Below are 21,604 nucleotides of genomic sequence, written 5' to 3'. Positions count from 1 at the left end.
CGCCGTTTTTTTTGTCTTTAATTTAATACCTCCTAGATTTCATCCGGGGGTGCAGTAATGAGCAATTTCATACGCTTCCAGAAAAGTATGGCGGTTTTGTTGGAATGCACCGTTAAATCGGCCAATAGCAACAAGTTTCTTTTGAACTGTTCGTATTCATTTTTGTTCAGGTCATTCTCATCTATGGGATAGTAGACCATGCCCCAATTGGGAAAATTACGTTCCGACACTTCATTTTCCGATAACTGATATACATTCGTGTGTCGTTTGTCTTTCTTTATATTCTCAAAAAGTGATTGTACCTTCTCTTTCTCTCCTTCTAAAATTTGAATAAAACGTCTTTTGTAAAATATTAGGCAACCGGTAATAGTATTAGCCCCATTAAAATTGCGGGCCGTCTCCAAAATAGTCTCGATATCTGCGTTCGTAAGCTCTTTTATCGCTTTTGATTCGTAAGTAAGTGTATACATCAATAGAATGGGGATGTTTAGTTTGCCCGTGAAACCTTCACAACACAATATAAATTCTAAATACTTTATCCTATTCTCAAGCCTTCACTTTAGTTGAATGCCTCGCTTCAGATAATGTTAAGATAGCAAAAGTATCACAATTGAGCACTAAACACCTCTTTATCCTCTTAAAGCTAAGAAATGTACCCTCAAATAAATTTTAAAAAGGGTAACCAATAGCAAAATTAAAAATAACATTTCCGCTTCCTCCGTTTATAAACGGAGTCCGTATGCGCTCGCCTTCCGGTAAGTATGGCACTTGTAAAGGGGAAGCAAAATCAAACCTTATGACAAAACTTTGAATATCTACGCGAAGTCCAAAACCTACCCCAATACCCAATTCTCTTATCCAATCCGAACCAAACTTGCCTTCTGTAGTTAATTGCCGATTAAAAGCTATACTTTCTTCCGATTCTCCCTCGCCGGCTTCAGCCTCATTTGTCAACCATACATTACCCGCATCTACAAAAAGTGCCCCTTTAAGATAGGACCATATAGGAAACCTGTATTCTAGGTTTGCTTCCAACTTAAGATTTCCGGACTGATCAAAGAAGGAGCTGGTACTATCCTCGTCACTACGGAACGTACCGGGTCCTAACGACCGTATCTGAAATGCCCTAACACTGTAAGGGCCTCCGGAATAGAATTGTTTTACAAAAGGTAAGGTAGATGAATTACCATACGGAATTCCCCAACCGGCATACAACCTGCTGACCACCGCGTTTTCTTTGCCCCACTTTAAATAATACCTGAAATCTATATCCGCTTTGGCGTACTGTGCATATTCCAGACCAAATGCCGTGCTCTTTCCTCCGTTCAACAAACTCAAGGTGTTCCCCGCTACATCCAGCGTTGTGGACGCATAAATGGGGCGGTCCTTATTTTCATCTACCAGCTCGTTATAAGTAAACGTATAATTTAGGCCCGCTATAAATTGCTGTTCAAAACTGCTGCTCAAATACGAATTGTTGGCTAGGATTTCCTCGAATTCCTCTGTGGTATCGGTAAGGTTTACGTAGGTTATACTTATAGGGTTTAGCTCATGATACACAAACTTATTTGCATTCCAAGTATACCCAAAAGAGCCGTTAAAAGAGGTTAGCGTATAAAGTTTGCTCCGTTTAAGAATATCACCACCCAAACTTATTTTGGTCTTGGGAACGGCATAGTTAAATCTGCTGGGCGAGAAAGGCACCAATCTTGGCAAGAGCAAATTAGCCTTTAATCCTCCGGCAATACTTGTTAAGCCTGCATTATCACCTCCGGACAGTTGTGTCTCATAAGCAAAATTTCCCGTTAAACTAAAGGTTTCTCCCCCATTAAAAACATTCCGGTTGTTATAGGTTACCGCTATTCCCGGACCGGCAAAACCATTGGATTTTGTCACTGCCTGAAGTTCCGTTCTAATGGACCTTTTAGTTAAAGGCGATAAAAAGATATCCGCATTAAGCAGTCCTTTGTTATCTACCGATGACGTATCCATTTCGTTAAATCTAATATTCACGAATTTATAACTGCCCAGGGCCGCTAGCCGGTTACTGGTAAGGCGCGCCGTTTCTGAATTATATTTCTGTCCTTTTTCAAAAAGGATATAAGGTTCCAAACGTTTGGGTTTAAAGAACTCTTCGTCCTGTATAAACTGAATACCGTTTTCCTCCGTAATTTCAGAAGCTTGTGGTAAGCTATCATTTTCAATGGAATAATTGGGGTATACTGCAATGGAATCAATGGTATACGGAATAATAGACTTCTCCGGTGTACCCTTTTTCAATCGTAGAAATAAATCGAACTTTCTATTCTCATAGCGATTGGTATCGGCCTCAAAAATGAGAAAATCGGGATTAAAGTTATAGTACCCTCGGTTCTTTAAGTACCCATCAATCCGTTCTCGTTCATATTTTAAAAGTTCCAAATCAAAACGTTCACCTGCCTTTAGTTGGGTGTTGGCCATGGCCTGTTCTATCTCGCTATAAATGGGCAGACTGTCCTTATCTATTTTCCACTGCTCTAGGGTATAGGGTTTAGGCAGTTGTGCCGTATAATTCACCGAAGCGTATTTTTTGGTACTGTCTATTTCCGTGGAAACCTTGCTGTAGAAAAAGCCACGGTTATCCAACCTGTTGAGCATAAGTTCTTCAATACGCTGCGTATTTACATCACTGAGGTACACCGGCTCTTCCCCAAATTTTTTATTCAACCATTTATTTAAAAAACCGGGCTTTTCCCGTTGCGCTTTGTAATGATAATAGAGCCCAAGGCGCATTCCCAAAACTGTAGAATTGGCCGCTGGCCTAATCAAGGTATTCAACTCTTGCTCAACGGGGTTTAACGCGCGCTTTTCCTCTTCTGAATCCACCGTAATTTCCGCCCCAGTGAACAAGGTTTCGTCTTCGGGTATGTATTTACCCACGCTACATCCGTACGGGATTGCCAAGCAAAACAGTATACAAATGCGTAAAAAAGGCATGGTGCTCAATTTCATATTATTGTTCCCCTTTTTGTTCTTCTTTATCGGATTTGGCTTTCTTTTCCTTCTCTTCAACGTTATCTTTTAAGGGATTGAACAGCTGACTGAACTTATTAAACTCCCTATTAAAAATAACGGCCATACCGGTTACGATCAACTGACCGTCAATAATATTCTCATACTCACTTTTTCGAAAACCGCGCAAACGGTACCTTCCGTCTTTGGTCAGCAAATATTCCAAACTCACATTACCAATTATGGGCGTCTGTTCCTGTCCGGACTGCGCACTCCCCTCCACATCTACCGCACTACCCGCGGTTACCACCAAGCGGTCATCAAACAATTTTTTCTTTGCGTTTATATTGAGTTGCGTCCGGTCCTGGGGACTGTCCCCTTGATAATCAGTAAAGCTATCCAAGTCAAAATCTACCTCAACCCCTGTATTGCCGAACACCTTATCGGAAAACGCATTAAGCTCACCCGACAATACCTTGTTAACATTATCCCTAGCAATGGCGGCCGTTCCCCCAGAACTTCCATCACTACCTGAATCAGGATAAAACCTATTGAGCGCCAGCAATGAAAACACTTGTTTGTTCAGTTCCGCCTCTTGACCGTTCAGTTGTTGTACACGCCCATATACGGCACCGCTCAAGGCACCTTGCTCATCTTCGGGCATATCCAGGCCAAAGGATAAATCGGGTTGCAGCAGTTCTCCGTCTACGTTCAGATAGACCAGAAAGGGCAATACCTCTTGATATTTTGAACTTACACTAACGTCTTCACTTGAGACTACCGAAGACATTAAAGGCTCCGCCGAGGTTTCTACGCTGTACACCGCAGTAACATCAAGTTTTGCATCGGTAGGGTCTCCTTGCCAGGTAATGGTACTCCCCGGATTTATTTCAAACCTTCGCTTTACCAAATTATAAAGATTAGTCTCATAATGTCCGGATTTCAGCTCGTACCTACCCGAAAGATTGATTCTCCCGTTAGGTTCAATATTCAAGTTCAACGCCGCATCTCCAGAGACTTCAAGATTATCTCCTGTACGTTCGTCTATAATCACATGAAAATCGGCATCCTCGGCAATTTCCAAAACCGTTCGGACATCCATTCCCTGAAAAAAGGAAGGGGTTTCTTCCTGATCGTTACGGGTTAAGATAGCATCCGGATTTTCACGGTTTACAAAGAGTACCACCCCATCCCGTTCCTCAACATCCAATTGCGATTCGGGTACCACATAGGTGATATCGGTAATTTTTCGAATACGTAGTTTGCCACTTACTTTGGGCAACTCCAAGTCGCCCTCCACCTTTATATCGGCATCCAAACTAGCTACTCCGTAATACAGTTCATTATCCTCTTTTGTGGAGTTCAGGACTCTAAAATTCTCTGCATCCAGCTGTAAATCAAAAGAAGGGTTCATAAGTTCTTCGGTAAGCACGGCACCTTGTATCGTAAAATCGCTGCCATCTGCATCCGCTATCTGAAATGCATCAAAATAAATGCCCTCCGTATCCAATTTCAACTGTTCATCGGCAATCTTAAAAACGGAATTTAATGCGGCCACATTAAAATCAACTTTCGTAAAATCTAGGGTTCCGTCGTATTCCGGAGCGGCAGTGGTTCCCGAGACATTTATTTTTCCTGACAAGGCCCCATGCGAATCTTTAATGGCTCCCTGCGTAAACGCTTCCAAGGTTTGTAGCTCTACTCGGTTTAAATCCAAATCTAGGTTCAGTTGCGCCCCATTCTCCGAAGCCGCGTAGTCTCCAATTAAATCAAGGTCTGCACCACCATCTTTTAAGGCAAGGTTAAAATCGTAAGCGGCATTTCCCGTAGAATTTGCCTTTAAGCTTAAATTGCCCAAAGGATTCTCAAGAGCCTCCAGAGCATTGATCTTAAAATCGGCCACCAAACCCGTTGCGCCAAAAGGGTTCTCAATGATCAAATCTCCTTTTACTAGACCGGAGGCCAAGGTTTCATCCGGATTTAAAAGACTAAGAAAAGTCTGTAACCTAAAATTATCGAACACAATACCTATATGCTCCTTCTCTTGACCGGGCAACTGATCACTAAGCGTTAGAGATTGGTCGTTCCGGGTAAATTTCATGTTATTGAACTGTAATAAGTCTGGTCCAACACGAATCTGATTGTCCGCTGGAACCGACCATTTTTTCTTGTTCAGAACCAAATTGGACGGATCTATATGAATGCGAGTGGTATCTTTTGAAAGGGTGAGTTGCGAAGAAATATGTGCGACAGCCTCACTATCATCCATGGCAATAAAATCCATGAACAGTTTTTTGTTTTTCAGATTACCTTCAATAAAAGTTCGTTTTATAAGAACCGGTTCCGATACGAGACCGGCAAATCCGGCCGTAAAATCCAAATTGGTCGCATTCCCCGTTACTCTCGCATTTAAACTATCTACGGAACTTCCTTGATAGGCCACGGAAGGCACATGTACGTTTGCGTTCAATTTTCGCGTAGCGGCATCAAAATCGGCATCTATCAAAACCGAATCCAAACGGTCAACGTCCCGTAAAAACACCTCGGTCAGAAATGGCGTTGGAGACAGCTTTAAATTCATTTTCAACCGCACGGAATCCCTTACGGCCACACTGTCCTGTCCGTCTTTAAAATAGTTTTCAAATTGCCGTGTTAGCGCATTGTTCAAGCCTTGTGGACTAGCGTTGGATTTTAGACTGGCCACTAAAAAATCACTAGTTACCGAGACGTTGGTATTGGTATTGTCTATATACGATTTTAGGTTAACAGGCCCCATTTGATACTGCTCATTGTCATAGACCGCCACGCCGTTTTCTATTTGGGCATCTATGTTATAAGCTTCGGCATTACCCCAGAATTTTCCGTTAAATTGAAGCCCCGCTTTTATATTCTCTTTGGTAACTCCTAGCGCATACAAATCGGCCCCAATGACATTAAGGTCTAAATCTAACTGGGAGTTTACCGAATCCAGAACCACTTGGGTCTTTGCCAAAAGATTCAAGTTTTTATCCTTAAAAGCAAGGTCTACCGCTCCTTTCCCGTTTTTCATCTCACCTTCCAACTTCAATGCCGAAAAATCGTAATTACTGAAAGTCAATTGAGTAAAATCCGTTTTAAGTTTTGCATCCAAATTGTTCGTTTTCCCCCCACCGGAAACATCCATAGTAAATGAAACGGCACCCAGTTGCGGGTTGTTCAACAACGTATTCAGTTGTAGGCTATCTACTTTTAGGTTCCCATCAAAATACATCTCTTGCCTATCTTGGTAAGCGCCTTTGGCGGCAATAGTACCTTCTGGAATTTTTAGTTGTGCTTGTGCGGTAAGGTCGTTCACTTTTCCACTAGCTTGGGCATCTATAGTAATGGTTTTAGGCAGTGAAATTCCCAATTCTTTTTCCGAAACAAATTTTGCCACATCTTCTTTTACGGTATTGAGCGAAATAGTTCTGAAATCAAAATAAAGCGAATCCGGTTGGGTGATGTTTTGCAAGCTTCCCTGTGCAGAAAATTGGGTGGTTTGTCCCCAATTGAGCTGCATATTTTTTATATCGATTTTTTGCAACGTACCTTCTGCTGAAATTCCACCTTGCAGGGGATGTTCCGCAGCGGAGACCATATAGGCATTATCCGCCAATTCCGGTTGTAAGGTGAATGCATCCTGTACATCCACATCTATATCTTGAAGATTTAAATCTACCCGCGTACCTTCCGGGGCATCCAACACGGTTTCTATAGACGGATATTTCAAAGTCATTTGCCCTGCCAAAGAACTGTTGTTAACCGCAAATTGCAGGTCCTCCAAAGCAGCACTGCCATCATCAATCCAGGCATTAAAGTTCAGTTTTCGCAATGTAATACCGCTCTGTTCGGCAAAAGAAAATGCGTTTAATTGCATAGCCACTTCTTGCGGACGGTATTTTACCTCTTCCGCTTGAAGTTTAAAATTAGAAAGTGAAATGGCATTAGGGTTGAATTTGCCTTTTTCTAGCTGGGCCGTACCCATGGTGTAGGTAATAGAATTTTCCTGTAAATCAATTTCATCTACCTGCACTAAAAATTTAGGCCATTCAAAACCTGTAGCGCCATTGGTCGTAACGGTAGAATCTATAGTTTTTGAAGCTGCCGGAAGCTGGAGCGAAATGGCCGAACGCTGCAGCGAAATCCTATCTACTTCTATTTCGTTGGATGCCAGGTTGGCTTTGGGCAGTTCTAGCTCAAAATCCCGAACATCTAGTTTTGCGCTAATGGAATCCGGAACGGAGCTATAGTTGGCTTTCACGTTTCGTAGTTGCAGCAGGTCTACAGCAAAGTACGGTAAAGTGGTTTCCGTAGTATCTTCGGAAACGAAGGGTTTGGTCTGTTTGTAGAAAATATCCGTGTTGGATAATTTCAGTTCATCCAATTCAAATCGCAACTGTTCCAAATCCGTCTCATCTGCGTCTAGCACCAATTCACCTAATTTAATGCGACTGTCTATTCCCAAAAATTGGTCATTATAGACCAACTTAAAATCTTTAAAATCAAGTTCCCCAACGGTTATCTGCATGGGTTCACTTTCTGTGGTAACGGTAGTGGTATCTTCCGCGGCAAAAGCATCGATTAAAAAATTGAAATTGAAGTCCTCGGAATCCGGCTCTCTTGTGATGTTGGCGTTCAAACCTTCCCAAGTGGCCGACTTCAAATTAAGTTCGTTATTGAAAATTAAAGGTGAGAGGGGCAAATTCAATTCCAGATTATTAGAATACACCAAGGTATCCCCTTTGGTATCTTCCAAATACAATCCTTCTAAAAAAATATTTCCTGAAAAGGTTAAGTATAAGCGATTTATCTCAACTTTTGTATTTGTCTGTTGAGACACGTAGTTGGTAAGCTTACCCACTATAATATCCTGCCCCCACTGGCTTCGAATAAACAGTAGCAAACCAAAAAACAATAGCGCCAGCACTAAGAACACCCGTCCTAAGCGTCGCAGCCACCTATTTTTTCTTTTCTCCTTTTGCATTAAGGGCAAAGATCAGTAATAAGCACATGACTTGTACGCTTTTAACAATCATAAATTAACTTATTTGCTTTAAATACGAACGATATCTAATACCGTCACCTGCAAATGCGAATTTTAGGACGGTTTGACAGGAATCTATTTATTAAGTTTTTTAATGATGCGGGCCAGTTTTCTTGGCATTTCCATAGGAATTAAATGCCCTACCCTGCTCAAAGCTACCGTAGAAGGATTACTAAGATTTGGCAACACTTCTTCATAAATGGCTTCTGTAGAAATCACAGGGTCGTCATTGGAGAAAATTACGTCTGTGGGAATATTAAGCCCTTTTATCCGGTCTGCAATATTATTTTTCATCCCCACGTTCAACCACCATTTCCAAGTAGATTCTTCAATCTGCAATTGGGAATTGACCGCATACAACAATCTCTTTTTACCCATTTTCTTTTGGGTAGCCCCATGTACCGTGTTGGCCGCTTCGGCCCTGTCCGGATGGTTCAACATCCGTTTGCGCTCTTGGTCTTCCATGTGTTCTACAGTGGGTGGCGAAGGCGCAATCAACATTAGTTTCTGAGGTAAGTTCGTATTTTTTATCTGTGCGGCATAGAGTATCAATTTGGCGCCCATAGAATGACCGCAAAGAATGTAATCCTTTAGTTTTAACTCATCAATAATCACGTTTATATACTGCGCCATACCATAAATGGAAGGTTCGGCAAGCGGCCTTGTACCTCCAAAACCCGGCAGATTGAGCATGATACAGGTATACTTTTTCCGCAACCTTTTGGCCAACCATTTCCAACTTCCGGCATCACCTCCAAAATAATGCACAAAGACAATGGTTTTCTTTCCATGGCCTATTTTTTCATACCGCAATCCTGTATATTCTTTCATCTTTCTAATTCGTTCAGGCTCTCTTTATTAATCCTGATATTTTTTATTCTCTTTCTATGTTTTTTAAGCAAAACCTGAAGTTTAGAAGGTAATAGTGGGTCCGCAATCATATAGTTCGCTTCTTCCAACACCTTATCATCCTCTTCTATGAGCATAGCTTGAAAAGTTCCCAAATCCCCACAGGACTGCAAAGTATTGTTTCCATACCAAGTAGATAATGCGGTACAGCGTGAAGACGGTACAAAAGGCACGATCAAATCCGGATTCATGAAGAAATTTACCAATTGTGCTTGTACCAATTGCATTTCTTCAATTCGGGATGCGACCAAGGAGCCTCCAAAAGTTAATTCGGACCGCTCTTTTAAAAGTGTTAGATTGGGAATTGCTCCACAGATTTTGTTAAAGTAGATTTTTACTTTCCGATAAATTTTATAATTCAGCTCCATAATCCTATTCATTTAAGTTCGTAGATTGTTTTTAGAAGGAGAAGGGCCTCCTCTCTTAAATTTACGAAATACTTTTTATCTCTCCGAATAGGACTTGCATTAAGGTCAACCTATTATTGTTTAAAGACCACTTAACCCATCACTTGGAGACAGCATCGAGAAATGAATTACTCACCCCCTCTAGCTGGGTAATCGTTCTTTTCTATATAGTCTATGGCATTTAAAATATCTTTCCAATTGGGGCGCGCAAAAGGCATAGTCTGAATAGCACTTGCATACAAGGTATTATCCGGTCTTACCAGAAAAACCCCGGGTTCTGAAAACGTATCCGGTTCGGAATCTTTAATTCCTTCTGAAACGAACAATCCCCAATTTCTAGCCTCTTCAATGGATAATCCGTAGGCAATGGGCAGTTCGGGAACATCCCATTTCTCGCCGGCTTTCTTGCCCCGCTCCTCCGTATCACTGCTAATGGCCACTACATGGGCGCCCCTATCCGTAAAGTCCTTTAACTTTTTGGCCAGGTCTTCTAAATAATTTTTGCAAATAGGACAATGTAACCCCCTGTAAAAAACAAGAACAGTAAAGGTGTCGCTATTCTGCGTGGCTAAATTCCATCGGGTATCGTTAATTAGTGGAAGCTCTAATTTAGGTACTTCTGTTTTTGGCTTTATCATCTTTTATGTATTTTAAATTTCTGTATCTCTCATAACTAGGGTACCCCCTTATCGTTCTCACAAATTAACAGGAACCCCAATTTGCAAATAGCCTTAATAACAAAAAATAATGCCGTAAAACATTATCCAATTCGCTTATTACAAAGGCTTTCCCTTTTAATTGCATTGAGCTATCAATTTTATGTATAGGACTATTCTGGCAGGACAAGACCTGGTAATTTTATGGTCTAATTACTACAGTTATGCAAAAACCCAATAAAAGACTTGAAAACCAAACCTGTATCGTAACCGGCTCCAGTGGCGGTATCGGTAAAGCCGTGGCACTGGCAATGGGTGCAGAAGGCGCCAACGTGGTCGTGAATTATAGAAGCTCAAAAGAAGCTGCAGAAGAAGTTGCCAACGAAATCAACAAGAACAAACTTAGTGGCGAAGCCATTGTTGTAAAATGCGATGTAAGCAAAGAGCAAGACGTAAAAGCTATGTTCAAGACTACTATTGAGCATTTTGGTACTGTAGATGTATGCGTGGCCAATGCCGGTATGCAAATAGACCATCCTTTACACGAAATGCCGTTGGAGGCTTGGCAAAAAGTGATAGATGTAAATCTAACGGGACAGTTTTTGTGCGCCAAAGAGGCCATAAACGAATTTTTACGCCGGGGTATGCGCAAGGACGTTTCCAATTCTTTGGGAAAAATCATTCATATGAGTTCGGTTCACGAAGTTATCCCTTGGGCCGGCCATGCCAATTATGCAGCATCTAAAGGCGGACTTTTGATGTTGATGGAAAGTATTTGCCAAGCATACGCTCCCCATAAAATACGATGTAACAGTATAGCACCGGGAGCTATTAAAACAGATATCAATAAAGACGTTTGGAGCACCAAGGAAGGGCGGGAGAATATGCTAAAACTCATCCCATACAAACAGATTGGTGTACCCGAAGATATAGGAAGTGTGGCCAGTTGGTTGGCTTCGGACGAATCTGAATACATAAACGGAACCACCATTTTTGTTGATGGCGGAATGACGTGCTACCCAGGTTTTACTACAAACGGATAGCATATAACTATATATAATCATTATTTAAAAGAACAGTATGGATTTAAACATAAAAGGAAAAACGGCCTTGATAACAGGAGGCGACTCAGGATTAGGAATTGAAACCGCTAAATTTTTGGCTCGGGAAGGGGTCAACATTGTACTTTCGGACAAGAACAATGGCAAAGAATTAAAAGATGCGGTCAAACAAGTTGAAAAAGACGCCCAGGATGGTGCTAAAGTCATGGGCATTGCTGCGGATATATCCAAAAATCAAGAGGTATTGGATTTGGCCGATAAAATTGGAACCGAATTTGGTGGTGCACACATCATTTTTCATTCGGCGGGTGCACGGGGCGCAGCTGGAGATTTCTTGAAATTAACGGATGAAGATTGGATGAATACCATTCAAGTGGACTTGATGGGTGCCGTTCGTATAGCACGAGCCTTTGTTCCACAAATGCAAAAACTAAAATGGGGACGCATGGTTATGGTAGCCAGTGAAAATGCGTTTCAGCCGTATGTAGATGAGAGTCCGTATAATGCCTGCAAGGCCGCAATTATAAATCTTTCCAAGTGTTTATCTCGGTCCTATTCCAAGGAAAACATTCTTTTTAACTGCATTTCACCTGCCTATATTGAAACGCCCATGACAGATGCCATGATGGAGGAACTGGCCAAGGAAAAAGATATTTCGGTGAAGGAAGCCGTAGAATGGTTCGTAAAGAACAAAAGACCGCACATTGCAATGGAGCGTAGAGGAAAACCGGAAGAAGTGGCCGCTGTAGTAGCCTTTTTGTGCTCTGAACATGCCAGTTATGTAAACGGAACCAACGTACGCATAGATGGTGGTGCCGTAGAATCGGCTTTTGGTTGATTAATACCGAATCAAAAAATTAAAGTTTAATTCAAAATATATATCATGGAACGAGAACGCACTGCGTGGGAAAATGCCTTGAGCGAATTGGTAGCCGAAACACATGCCTGCCAGCGCATGTATGGTACGTTAGTACAATCGGATCGGTATCCTACTTGGCTCTCCTATTTTAAGAAACGCCATTTTGAAGAAGTAGATTTCGAGAAAATCCTAACGGATGAGTATTATGCGGTAACCGAAAGGAAAATTGCCCGTATGGCCCATATAGAACATCCTATTTTTGAATCGTTGGAAAATCAGTTATTGGAAAAGAACCTAACGGATAAGGAGATAAATCTATTGATTACTTCCAAGGAAGACGCGCTAATACTAAAATATCAAAATCTATTGGCGTTTGGTAGCTTACCAAAAACTACAAGCGCACTGCTCCAATCACAGGCCGAAGATTTAAACAGCACTTTGCAAAATTTGCGAATGGATTACAATACCAAATATAAATCGGGACCTATAAAATCCCAATAATAGAGAACTATGAAGAATATTCTAAAAGCGATATTGGCCGGTTGGGGAGCCAAAAAAATAGGAGGCGGCAAATGCGGTTGCATTGGTAGCATTGTAGTTTTTATTATCCTTTATTGGATTTTAGGCTATGTAATCAACTAAGTAAATTAAATGAGTCAATTTCGGAATTTTTTGAATCAATAGCACTTGACAAAGTAATGCATCTTTGTAACTCATAAGTAGGTTGAATAACCGTTTCAATATTGAAATGGGTATTATATAACTCGGAAGGGAGCGTTGGGGAACGCTCCCTTTTTTTGGACCGATATTGAATTTTTTAAATGGAATTGGCCGTTACTCTTTTGAATCAAAATTTCAATTTTTAGCATCAAAAAAGGAAATAAAACGCATGCACCTTTGTAACTCATAAGTAGGTTGATAAACTATTTCAATATTGAAATAGAATTTAAAACTTGAAAAGGGAGTGTTGGGGAACGCTCCCTTTTTTTGTTTATCCATTTAGAATTTTAAATCAACATATACTTCTCTATGCTACCTTTTTTAAATTCCCCATTGTTGCGCTATTTTTTCATAGAATCATCAAAAAATTATCTTACAAATCTGCACATTCACAATAAACCTTTGTACCCACACCTAACCACGTATTTCAAGCATCGAAAAATGCGATGAACGCACACTAAACGCCTAGTTAGGGATTTAATTAATTTTATGGAAAAATCGGAAACTTCAGAATACTCCGTAAGTACTACAAACATTACAACCAACTGCGATTTAGCGAATTAAAATCGATTTTAAGAGTATGGGATAATGATTAAATAACACTTTAAATTTTGGCTGTACTACCCGAAATCCTATATTTGCGCCTGCAATTTTAACCTCCCCCAAAATTAAAAAACGCCCTACAGCGCTAGATGTAAAACATTATTAAACTTGTAAATCTACTGTTATTATGTTATTGCCATTTAGTCAACTTTTACCAACAACTTTTTTTGGAAATGCCGGATGTTTTTTACAATCAACGGCTTTAAATCCTAGGGCCTGTTTCACTACCCATAATTTACAGCAATAGAGGTGATGAAAAGCTTTAAAAATTCGGACTGGGTTATCCCAATTTCCATATTGGTTCACTTGTGTATCATTAATGGTTTACTGTTCTGCTTAACACCGGAAACCTACACCAATGTATATTATATTTTTCATTACAATGTGTCTTGGCTACTTATAACCTATGGTCTAAGCTACTACACTAGAAAAAGAAAGGAACGGTTTTTCACCAACATCCATAAAGTTGTTCAACTCTATTTAATTTATGGTCTTGCCTATTTTGCCCTTTTTGGAATAACAGGTAGAATTTATGAATCGCTGGAACAGCAATTGTTCATCTATTTGATTATATGCGCGGCATTAACGGCCTATCGTGTGGTTTTCTTCTGGCTACGTAGAAAATACCGCTTATGGGGCGGCAACTCCGTTAAAGTAGTAGTTCTAGGCCGTGACAAAAATTTAAAGAAAATACGCAAGGTATTTGATGAACCTGAGTTGGGCTACCGTTATATGGGATATTTTGATGATAAAAAATCCAATAGTCCCACATTTCTAGGCCCTGTTGAAGATTGCTTTCTTTATATTCTAGAGAATAATATAGATGAAATTTATTGCGTTGCCTCCAAGTTTAACAGCAAAGAATTACGCAACCTGATAGACTTTGCGGACAACAACCTTATCCGCGTGAAAATTATACCGGATAACAAAGAAATCTATTCTAGAGGCATGTTTATTGAGCTCTATGAAACCGTGCCCGTACTCAACCTGAGAAGGGTGCCTTTGGATACGTTGTTTGCCCGCGTAGTAAAACGTACGTTTGACCTTCTCTTCTCTTCTTTGGTTATTGTTTTTATACTGTCATGGCTCGTACCCATTATGTTCATTCTTATAAAATTGGAATCACCGGGCAAACTATACTTTAAACAAAAAAGACATGGGCTTAAACGGCAGACCTTTTGGTGCTATAAGTTCAGGTCTATGCGCCCCTCCAAGGATGCGGACTCTAAAATGGCCACCAAAGGAGATATGCGCGTAACCCGTGTAGGCAGGTTTATCCGAAAAACCAGTATAGATGAATTGCCGCAATTCTTAAATGTGTTTTTAGGCGATATGAGTGTGGTAGGCCCAAGGCCCCATATGGAACTGCACACTTGGGACTATGAAGTGAATGTAGATAAATATCTGGTACGCCATTTTGTAAAACCGGGTATTACCGGACTTGCTCAAATAAAAGGCTACCGTGGGGAAATCGGAGAGAAAAAAGACATTCTAAACCGTACTAAACTAGACATTTTTTATGTAGAAAAATGGTCCTTATGGTTAGACGTTAGAATTATTTTCCAAACGGTTGTAAATGCCGTACGCGGGGAGGAAAACGCATATTAAAACCAACACCTAGCTTATAGTTCTTAGTTCTTAGAACAAAGTCCTTTCCCAGTTAATAAAGACCTATTGCTCATCTCTTACCTTATGGGATTCTGATTTACATCAGCACGTTGCTTATTTCCGTTCCCTAGGAAACTTCCCCTCCATATTTTTTGAATCGCACCTAAAATCGTACTTTTCATGAACATTAGGCTTATTCCTTTGACATGAAGCAAAAACTGTTCGACGATTTTGAAAAAGTATCCGCGAAAGCGTGGAAACAAAAGATACAATACGAACTTAAAGGTGCCGATTATAACCAAAACCTAGTTTGGGAATCTCCCGAGGGCATTAAGGTAAAACCCTTTTACCATGCAGATGACCTTCAAAACCCAATTGCCCATACAATAGAAAAACAAACCCCTTGGAAAATAACCCAATCCATACCGGTCAATGATAGTTCCGTAGCCAATAAAAATGCACTTAACGCTTTAAAGGGCGGTGCGGAAAGTATCCTTTTTACCCTCCCCTCGCCCGCTATAGATTACAAAACACTTTTAGCTGAGATTGCTACGAATCAAAAGGTTAGCATTTATTGTGAGTTCAAAAATGTCTCTACCGCAGATAGTATAAAACTAACAGAAAGCCAACCTGTGGAAGCAGCGGCCGTTTCGTTTCAAATTGACCCTATTGGGCAGTTGGCCCGTACCGGAAACTGGTTCACGAACATGGCCGAAGACCTGCAACTGACTCATAAGCTATTACAGGCATCCGCTTCAAAAGAACGCAAGAACAGTATTAGCATAGATGCGGCACTATACCAGAACGCCGGAGGCAATAGGGTTCAACAGCTGGCCTATGCCCTGGCCCACGCCAATGAATATCTTAACTGGTACGGTTCTACTATGGAAACCATTACGTTTAAAGTGGCCGTGGGCAGCAATTATTTTTTTGAGATTGCCAAAATCAGGGCCCTACGCCGACTTTGGAAACTACTAGCCACAGAATACGGGATTACTGCCAATTGCCAAATTGAGGCCGTACCCTCCAATAGGAACAAAACCCTTTATGACTACAATATGAATATGATCCGTACCACTACGGAATGTATGGCAGCTATTTTGGGCGGTGCCAATCGCGTGTGCAATCTTAATTACGACTTCATCTACCACAAGAACAATGCGTTCGCGGAACGTATTGCCAGAAACCAACTCCTTTTGCTCAAAGAAGAAAGTTACTTCAACACCTTGCAAAACCCCGCGGAAGGTGCCTATTATATTGAAAGTATTACGGACCAGCTGGCAGAAAAGTCGCTGCTACTCTTTAAGGATATTGAAGCAAACGGTGGATTTCTAAAACAATTAAAATACCATACCGTCCACAAAAAACTAAAGGAGAGTGCACAAAAGGAGCAAGAGCGCTTCAACACTTCCCAGGAGATACTGGTAGGCTCCAATGCCTATATAAACGGAAGCGAACGGATGAAAGACCAACTTGAAGTCCATCCTTTTGGAAAACAACGTCCTGTAAAGACCCTAATAGAACCCATTTTGGAAAAACGCCTTTCCGAAGGTTTGGAAAAAGAGCGATTACAAACCGAAGGCTGGCAAGCACGATAATCCGTTGGGTAGTATATAAGAGCGATACATGAGAAAAGACATACAACATATTTCCTATAAAAAGACGGCACCGGATACCACCGCAACCCAACAAACGGATTTTGAGCATCTGGATTTTGCGGCCGGAATACCCCCATTTTTACGCGGACCCTACAGCACCATGTACGTACAACGCCCGTGGACCATTAGACAGTATGCGGGATTTTCCACCGCAGAGGAAAGCAATGCCTTTTACCGAAGAAACTTAAAAGGAGGCCAAAAAGGACTTTCCATTGCTTTTGACCTGGCAACACACCGCGGGTATGATAGTGACCATGAACGGGTAGTTGGCGATGTGGGCAAAGCAGGGGTCGCCATAGATACGGTAGAGGATATGAAAATTCTCTTTGATGAAATTCCTTTGGATAAAATGTCCGTTTCTATGACCATGAACGGGGCGGTACTGCCCATTATGGCCTTTTATATTGTTGCAGCGGAAGAACAGGGTGTTGCTCCAAAAGCTCTCACCGGCACGATTCAGAATGATATTCTTAAAGAATTTATGGTACGGAACACCTATATCTATCCGCCTGCGCCTTCCATGGCTATTATTTCGGATATTTTTAGGTACACCAGTAAACTCATGCCCAAATTCAACAGTATCAGCATATCCGGTTACCATTTGCACGAAGCAGGTGCTACGGCCGAACTGGAACTGGCATACACTTTGGCCGACGGACTGGAATACATTAGAACCGGATTAAAAGCGGGACTTGATATAGATAGCTTTGCTCCTAGACTATCATTCTTTTGGGGCATTGGTATGGACCACTTTACTGAAATTGCCAAATTGCGGGCGGGCAGGATGCTATGGGCCAAACTCGTAAAACAGTTCAACCCCAAGAACAGTAAATCCATGTCTTTGCGTACGCATTGTCAAACCAGTGGTTGGAGCCTTACCGCACAGGACCCTTTCAACAATGTGGCCCGTACCACCATAGAGGGCTTATCCGCAGTTTTGGGCGGAACACAGAGCCTGCACACCAACGCATTGGATGAGGCCATAGCCTTGCCTACGGATTTTTCGGCTCGGATTGCACGAAACACCCAACTTTTTCTAAGGGACGAAACTAAAATCACCAAAACGGTAGACCCTTGGGCAGGCAGTTTTTATGTTGAAAAACTTACGGAAGACCTTACCCATAAAGCGTGGGAGCTCATTCAAGAAATTGAGGAAATGGGCGGGATGACCAAAGCCATTGAAGCCGGAATACCCAAGTTGCGCATAGAGGAAACCGCCGCAAAAAAACAGGCCCGTATAGACAGTGGCAAGGATATTATTGTGGGCGTAAACCAATATCAAACCAATGAAGATGACGGACTTCAGATATTGGAGGTGGATAATAATGCGGTACGAAAAAAACAATTGGAACGCCTAGAGCGCATCAAACAGCAGCGGGACGATGAAAAAGTGGCCACGGCACTCCGCAAACTTACGGATGCCGCACACACCAAAATGATAACCGGAGAAAATCATACTAAGGACCCATCGCAATCGGATGAAAATTTATTAGCTTTAGCTATAGAAGCCGCTAGGCATAGAGCTACTTTAGGCGAAATTAGCAGTGCACTAGAAACGGTATTTGGCAGGTACAAAGCAACCATTCAATCTATTTCAGGGGTGTACTCAAAAGAAATACAGGAAGACGAGAGTTTTAAAAAGGCCTGCAGGCTTTCCGATCAGTTTGCGGAACAGGATGGGAGAAGACCCCGTATCCTCATTGCCAAAATGGGACAGGACGGGCACGATCGTGGCGCCAAGGTTATTGCCACGGGCTATGCTGATCTGGGTTTTGATGTAGACATAGGCCCACTTTTCCAGACACCTGCGGAAGTAGCCAAACAAGCGGTTGAGAACGATGTTCATATTCTAGGCATCTCTTCTTTGGCCGGCGGTCATAAGACCTTGGTTCCCGAAGTTATTGCCGAGCTCAAAAACTACGGCCGCGATGATATTATGGTGGTCGTGGGCGGTGTTATCCCCAAACAGGACTATCCCTATTTATTCGATAAAGGGGCCATTGCGGTTTTCGGTCCGGGAACTAAAATTGCCGAAGCTGCCATACTCATTCTAGACATCTTATTGGACAATTTATAAAAACCACCTTTATTTTTAACAAAATACGGTCAAATACATACTCCTAATAGTATTTTGATAATCAGCCATGTATAAAAAATCTAACAATTTCACTTGAAATTCGTAGTAAAAATACTACATTTTAACAACCCGTTAACACCATTTTGCCCATAAATTGAACTATATTTAAGATTACTACCAAACCACTAACACCACTTTTTTCTTGAGAACACTACATTTAAAATACCGGAATACACATTAGATTATGGGAAAAAAATTGATATCCATATCCAGCGTGCTATTTTTAATTACTTGCGTAATTATATGGAACCTCTCCGTACAGCGCATTAAGCTTTTTCATAAGAATATTACCCTAGTTGAAGAAATTAAGGCAAAAAACAAGCTTAAAGATGCGGAATCACGCCTCTTTGAACTCTATAGCATCAGCAAGAAAAACGTCATTTTCTTGAGAGACCTTATAGAAACGGACCTTAAAGCGAACGCTCCATTAGAGGTTCCCCAAAAGAAGCTAAGCCAATTTCTAAAAATAGACCCAAACTACTTTCAGGCGCGCTTTATAGATTTGGAAGGCATGGAAGTCATACGGGTAGAGCATAAAGATTCGGTTATGGCCTCTACCTCACAATTTAAGGGTAAGCGGGACTATTTTAAAAAAACTATGGAGCTGAACAAAGGAGAGTTTTATATCTCCAACATGGACCTCAACATTGAAAATGGCAAGGTTGAGGTGCCGCATAGACCCACAGTGCGCTTCTTTACCCCTATCTATATAAACAACGTGCTTAGTGGTATTGTAGGGCTTAACCTGAATGCGAAAAATTGGCTGGACACTTTTAACGACCAAGAGATTACGTTCTTGAATTCCAAAAATGAAGTTTTCCATAGTGCGAATGACGAAAAGCTATATGCACAATCTACCATAGACCTTGACAAAAAAGACCGTCATGGAAACGCTTTTTATTACCAAAGGAAAGTAAGCTTGGAAGGAAACCAGACTTGGACACTCTATACCAAACCGGATATTCTATCCATTCAGAACCAAATGGCAGAGTATAAGAAATCTACTTATATAACGGCGGCCATCCTCACTATTGGTATTGTCTTGTTCCTATGTATCATTTATATGCTCTACAAAAAGAACAGCTATATAGATACTCTAAACCAGACCATAAAAAATAGACTTAGCGAACGCGATACGCTTTTAAAAGAGATACACCATAGGGTAAAAAATAATCTACAGGTCATTACCAGTTTGCTCAGTTTGCAATCCAGTTTTATTAAGGACGATAAAATAAAAGGGTTGTTCAGGTACAGTCAGTATCGCATCAATTCCATGGCTATTATCCATGAGATGCTTTACCGCTCCAAAGACCTTAGTCGCATTAACTATGGGGATTATGTACACCAATTGGCCTCAAAACTTATAGCATCTATGCGAGGGTCCGAAAAAAAAATAGACCTTAAAATTGAAGCGGAAGAATTGCACCTGAATCTGGATACCTCCGTACCGCTGGGCCTTATGATCAATGAAATCATTACCAATTCTTTAAAATACGGATTTAAGAACAAGGACGAAGGCCTTATTTCCATCAAGTTTGAAAAATTAAAATACCCTAATTTCCTGTTGCGCATTGGCGATAATGGAACGGGCTTTTCGGATGAAATTGATTTTAGGAATACCAAATCGCTAGGCCTGAAATTAATCCATATGCTCACCTTACAATTAAAAGGCACCGTAGAAAAAGACAACACAGAAAGTGGCACACACTATATAATAACCTTTCAAGAAATTGAACAGATATCCTAATACTATGAAACTAAAAGTCCTAATTGTAGAAGATAACCTGATCATACAAATGTTTATTGAGCATATCATAACCAATGTGGGCAGTACCCACGTTAAAACTGCGGATAACGGCACCGATGCATTAGCTGTTGTGGACCATTATATGCCAGATGTAGTTCTGTTGGACATTGGCTTGGGCGGAGACCTCAACGGAATTGAAACCGCCACCATTCTTAAGGAGAAGTACAAAATTCCTTTTGTGTACATCACCGGAAACTCGGATTTTAGCACCTTGGAAAGCGCCAAAAAAACCGAACCGCTACACATTCTAAGGAAACCTATAGACGAGCATGAGCTCAACAAAGAATTTGAGATTATATGCCAGAAATTATTGGAATCCAAACTGGAAAACTCCCAATAAGTGGCTGAACACCCCTGACCATGACCGATTTTCTGAAACGGCAAACACTTTAAAAATTAGGCTACTACGGCATTCTACGCCATTTTTTTTCACCGAAGAACAATTATTGAACCCTTGAAGCTTATTTTTCTAGGAAAATAAACTATCTTTGCACCGCTTTTGAAATGGTCGCGTAGCTCAGCTGGATAGAGCATCTGCCTTCTAAGCAGACGGTCCCAGGTTCGAATCCTGGCGCGATCACTTTAAATTAGAAACCACGTCCTTAGGGCGTGGTTCTTTGTTTTATGGAAAGATGCAAGACCACCGGTCTTGTGATCTTGGAATAAAATGAAGAACTAGAGCGATAGCTCGTGGTTTATAATTTGCAACATTGAGCTCCCTAGGAACACCGAAAAGGTAATCCTGGCGCGATCACTTTAAATTAGAAACCACGTCCTTAGGGCGTGGTTCTTTGTTTTATGGAAAGATGCAAGACCACCGGTCTTGTGATCTTGGAATAAAATGAAGAACTGGAGCGATAGCTCGTGGTTTATAATTTGCAACATTGAGCTCCCTAGGAACACCGAAAGGTAATCCTGGCGCAATCACTCTAAATTAAAAAGGCTTCCGATTTCTTGGAAGCCTTTTTTTATGGTCTTTTTCGTGTAAACGTAGATTTACACGTATACCTTCATTTGATTACTTTCTAGACGCCTTATTTGCTTTTTCAACAGTTACCCCAACAAATAAAAAAAGCGCCCTTTTGGGCGCTTCATTCGTTACGACATACACGTATTGCATGCGATT

The 21,604-nt window shown here is 41.1% G+C and carries 15 protein-coding genes and 1 tRNA gene; 10 read left to right on the top strand and 6 right to left on the bottom strand.

Going from position 1 to position 21,604, the window contains the following annotated elements:
- Nucleotides 1-32: 32 nt before the first annotated feature.
- The 6 genes from KO513_RS14125 to KO513_RS14100 all read right to left on the bottom strand — a co-directional run bounded on the left by KO513_RS14125 (nucleotide 33) and on the right by KO513_RS14100 (nucleotide 10,007).
- Nucleotides 33-470, bottom strand: coding sequence for a BLUF domain-containing protein (locus KO513_RS14125; RefSeq protein WP_215913891.1), 438 nt, complete (start codon nucleotides 468-470; stop codon nucleotides 33-35).
- 199 nt (nucleotides 471-669) lie between these two features.
- A complete protein-coding gene (gene tamL, locus KO513_RS14120; RefSeq protein ID WP_215913890.1) occupies nucleotides 670-2,991 on the bottom strand; it encodes a translocation and assembly module lipoprotein TamL in 2,322 nt (773 codons plus the stop codon).
- Nucleotide 2,992: 1 nt separating this feature from the next.
- A complete protein-coding gene (locus tag KO513_RS14115; protein WP_215913889.1) occupies nucleotides 2,993-7,993 on the bottom strand; it encodes a translocation/assembly module TamB domain-containing protein in 5,001 nt (1,666 codons plus the stop codon).
- A gap of 135 nt (nucleotides 7,994-8,128) precedes the next feature.
- Entirely contained in the window at nucleotides 8,129-8,884 is a 756-nt protein-coding gene (locus tag KO513_RS14110; RefSeq protein ID WP_215913888.1) for an alpha/beta fold hydrolase, read from the bottom strand.
- Nucleotides 8,881-9,330 (bottom strand): hypothetical protein, encoded by a 450-nt coding sequence (locus tag KO513_RS14105; protein ID WP_215913887.1) that lies wholly within the window; start codon nucleotides 9,328-9,330, stop codon nucleotides 8,881-8,883. Before KO513_RS14105 ends, KO513_RS14110 begins: the two co-directional genes overlap by 4 nt.
- A 167-nt stretch (nucleotides 9,331-9,497) precedes the next feature.
- Nucleotides 9,498-10,007 carry a peroxiredoxin-like family protein gene (locus tag KO513_RS14100; RefSeq protein WP_215913886.1) on the bottom strand — a complete coding sequence of 170 codons (510 nt, stop codon included), beginning with the start codon at nucleotides 10,005-10,007 and terminating at the stop codon, nucleotides 9,498-9,500.
- A gap of 242 nt (nucleotides 10,008-10,249) precedes the next feature.
- Here KO513_RS14100 and KO513_RS14095 point away from each other — a divergent pair, with 242 nt between their 5' ends.
- The 10 genes from KO513_RS14095 (at nucleotide 10,250) to KO513_RS14055 (ending at nucleotide 21,058) form a co-directional block, all read left to right on the top strand.
- A complete protein-coding gene (locus KO513_RS14095) occupies nucleotides 10,250-11,068 on the top strand; it encodes an SDR family oxidoreductase (protein WP_215438002.1) in 819 nt (272 codons plus the stop codon).
- A gap of 37 nt (nucleotides 11,069-11,105) precedes the next feature.
- Nucleotides 11,106-11,924 carry an SDR family NAD(P)-dependent oxidoreductase gene (locus KO513_RS14090; protein ID WP_215913885.1) on the top strand — a complete coding sequence of 273 codons (819 nt, stop codon included), beginning with the start codon at nucleotides 11,106-11,108 and terminating at the stop codon, nucleotides 11,922-11,924.
- A gap of 45 nt (nucleotides 11,925-11,969) precedes the next feature.
- Nucleotides 11,970-12,446: a hypothetical protein gene (locus KO513_RS14085; RefSeq protein ID WP_215913884.1), complete on the top strand. Its 477-nt coding sequence runs from the start codon at nucleotides 11,970-11,972 to the stop codon at nucleotides 12,444-12,446.
- 9 nt (nucleotides 12,447-12,455) lie between these two features.
- On the top strand, nucleotides 12,456-12,587 hold the full coding sequence (locus KO513_RS19745) for a hypothetical protein (protein ID WP_256439093.1): 132 nt from the start codon (nucleotides 12,456-12,458) through the stop codon (nucleotides 12,585-12,587).
- Nucleotides 12,588-13,520: 933 nt separating this feature from the next.
- Entirely contained in the window at nucleotides 13,521-14,876 is a 1,356-nt protein-coding gene (locus tag KO513_RS14080; RefSeq protein ID WP_215913883.1) for an exopolysaccharide biosynthesis polyprenyl glycosylphosphotransferase, read from the top strand.
- 206 nt (nucleotides 14,877-15,082) lie between these two features.
- Complete coding sequence (locus KO513_RS14075; protein WP_215913882.1) at nucleotides 15,083-16,474, top strand: methylmalonyl-CoA mutase subunit beta; 1,392 nt, start codon at nucleotides 15,083-15,085, stop codon at nucleotides 16,472-16,474.
- A 28-nt stretch (nucleotides 16,475-16,502) separates the two neighbouring features.
- Complete coding sequence (gene scpA / locus KO513_RS14070; protein WP_215913881.1) at nucleotides 16,503-18,611, top strand: methylmalonyl-CoA mutase; 2,109 nt, start codon at nucleotides 16,503-16,505, stop codon at nucleotides 18,609-18,611.
- A 244-nt stretch (nucleotides 18,612-18,855) separates the two neighbouring features.
- Nucleotides 18,856-20,418 carry a sensor histidine kinase gene (locus KO513_RS14065; RefSeq protein ID WP_215913880.1) on the top strand — a complete coding sequence of 521 codons (1,563 nt, stop codon included), beginning with the start codon at nucleotides 18,856-18,858 and terminating at the stop codon, nucleotides 20,416-20,418.
- Between the two features lie 4 nt (nucleotides 20,419-20,422).
- Nucleotides 20,423-20,818 (top strand): response regulator, encoded by a 396-nt coding sequence (locus KO513_RS14060; RefSeq protein ID WP_215437984.1) that lies wholly within the window; start codon nucleotides 20,423-20,425, stop codon nucleotides 20,816-20,818.
- Nucleotides 20,819-20,984: 166 nt separating this feature from the next.
- Nucleotides 20,985-21,058 (top strand) — tRNA-Arg (locus KO513_RS14055).
- Nucleotides 21,059-21,604 lie beyond the last annotated feature (546 nt).

The sequence above is a fragment of the Zobellia sp. B3R18 genome, assembly GCF_018860715.1.
Taxonomy (GTDB): Bacteria; Bacteroidota; Bacteroidia; order Flavobacteriales; family Flavobacteriaceae; genus Zobellia; species Zobellia russellii.
This window is presented reverse-complemented; position numbering and strand designations above follow the sequence as displayed.

Excerpts from the sequence above, each read along its gene's own strand:
- scpA (WP_215913881.1), top strand. The coding sequence starts at position 16,503 with ATGAGAAAAGACATACAACATATTTCCTATAAAAAGACGGCACCGGAT.
- KO513_RS14100 (WP_215913886.1), bottom strand. The coding sequence starts at position 10,007 with ATGATAAAGCCAAAAACAGAAGTACCTAAATTAGAGCTTCCACTAATT.
- KO513_RS14095 (WP_215438002.1), top strand. The coding sequence starts at position 10,250 with ATGCAAAAACCCAATAAAAGACTTGAAAACCAAACCTGTATCGTAACC.
- KO513_RS14090 (WP_215913885.1), top strand. The coding sequence starts at position 11,106 with ATGGATTTAAACATAAAAGGAAAAACGGCCTTGATAACAGGAGGCGAC.
- tamL (WP_215913890.1), bottom strand. The coding sequence starts at position 2,991 with ATGAAATTGAGCACCATGCCTTTTTTACGCATTTGTATACTGTTTTGC.
- KO513_RS14075 (WP_215913882.1), top strand. The coding sequence starts at position 15,083 with ATGAAGCAAAAACTGTTCGACGATTTTGAAAAAGTATCCGCGAAAGCG.
- KO513_RS14110 (WP_215913888.1), bottom strand. The coding sequence starts at position 8,884 with ATGAAAGAATATACAGGATTGCGGTATGAAAAAATAGGCCATGGAAAG.
- KO513_RS14105 (WP_215913887.1), bottom strand. The coding sequence starts at position 9,330 with ATGGAGCTGAATTATAAAATTTATCGGAAAGTAAAAATCTACTTTAAC.
- KO513_RS14085 (WP_215913884.1), top strand. The coding sequence starts at position 11,970 with ATGGAACGAGAACGCACTGCGTGGGAAAATGCCTTGAGCGAATTGGTA.
- KO513_RS14060 (WP_215437984.1), top strand. The coding sequence starts at position 20,423 with ATGAAACTAAAAGTCCTAATTGTAGAAGATAACCTGATCATACAAATG.
- KO513_RS19745 (WP_256439093.1), top strand. The coding sequence starts at position 12,456 with ATGAAGAATATTCTAAAAGCGATATTGGCCGGTTGGGGAGCCAAAAAA.
- KO513_RS14065 (WP_215913880.1), top strand. The coding sequence starts at position 18,856 with ATGGGAAAAAAATTGATATCCATATCCAGCGTGCTATTTTTAATTACT.
- KO513_RS14115 (WP_215913889.1), bottom strand. The coding sequence starts at position 7,993 with ATGCAAAAGGAGAAAAGAAAAAATAGGTGGCTGCGACGCTTAGGACGG.
- KO513_RS14080 (WP_215913883.1), top strand. The coding sequence starts at position 13,521 with ATGAAAAGCTTTAAAAATTCGGACTGGGTTATCCCAATTTCCATATTG.
- KO513_RS14125 (WP_215913891.1), bottom strand. The coding sequence starts at position 470 with ATGTATACACTTACTTACGAATCAAAAGCGATAAAAGAGCTTACGAAC.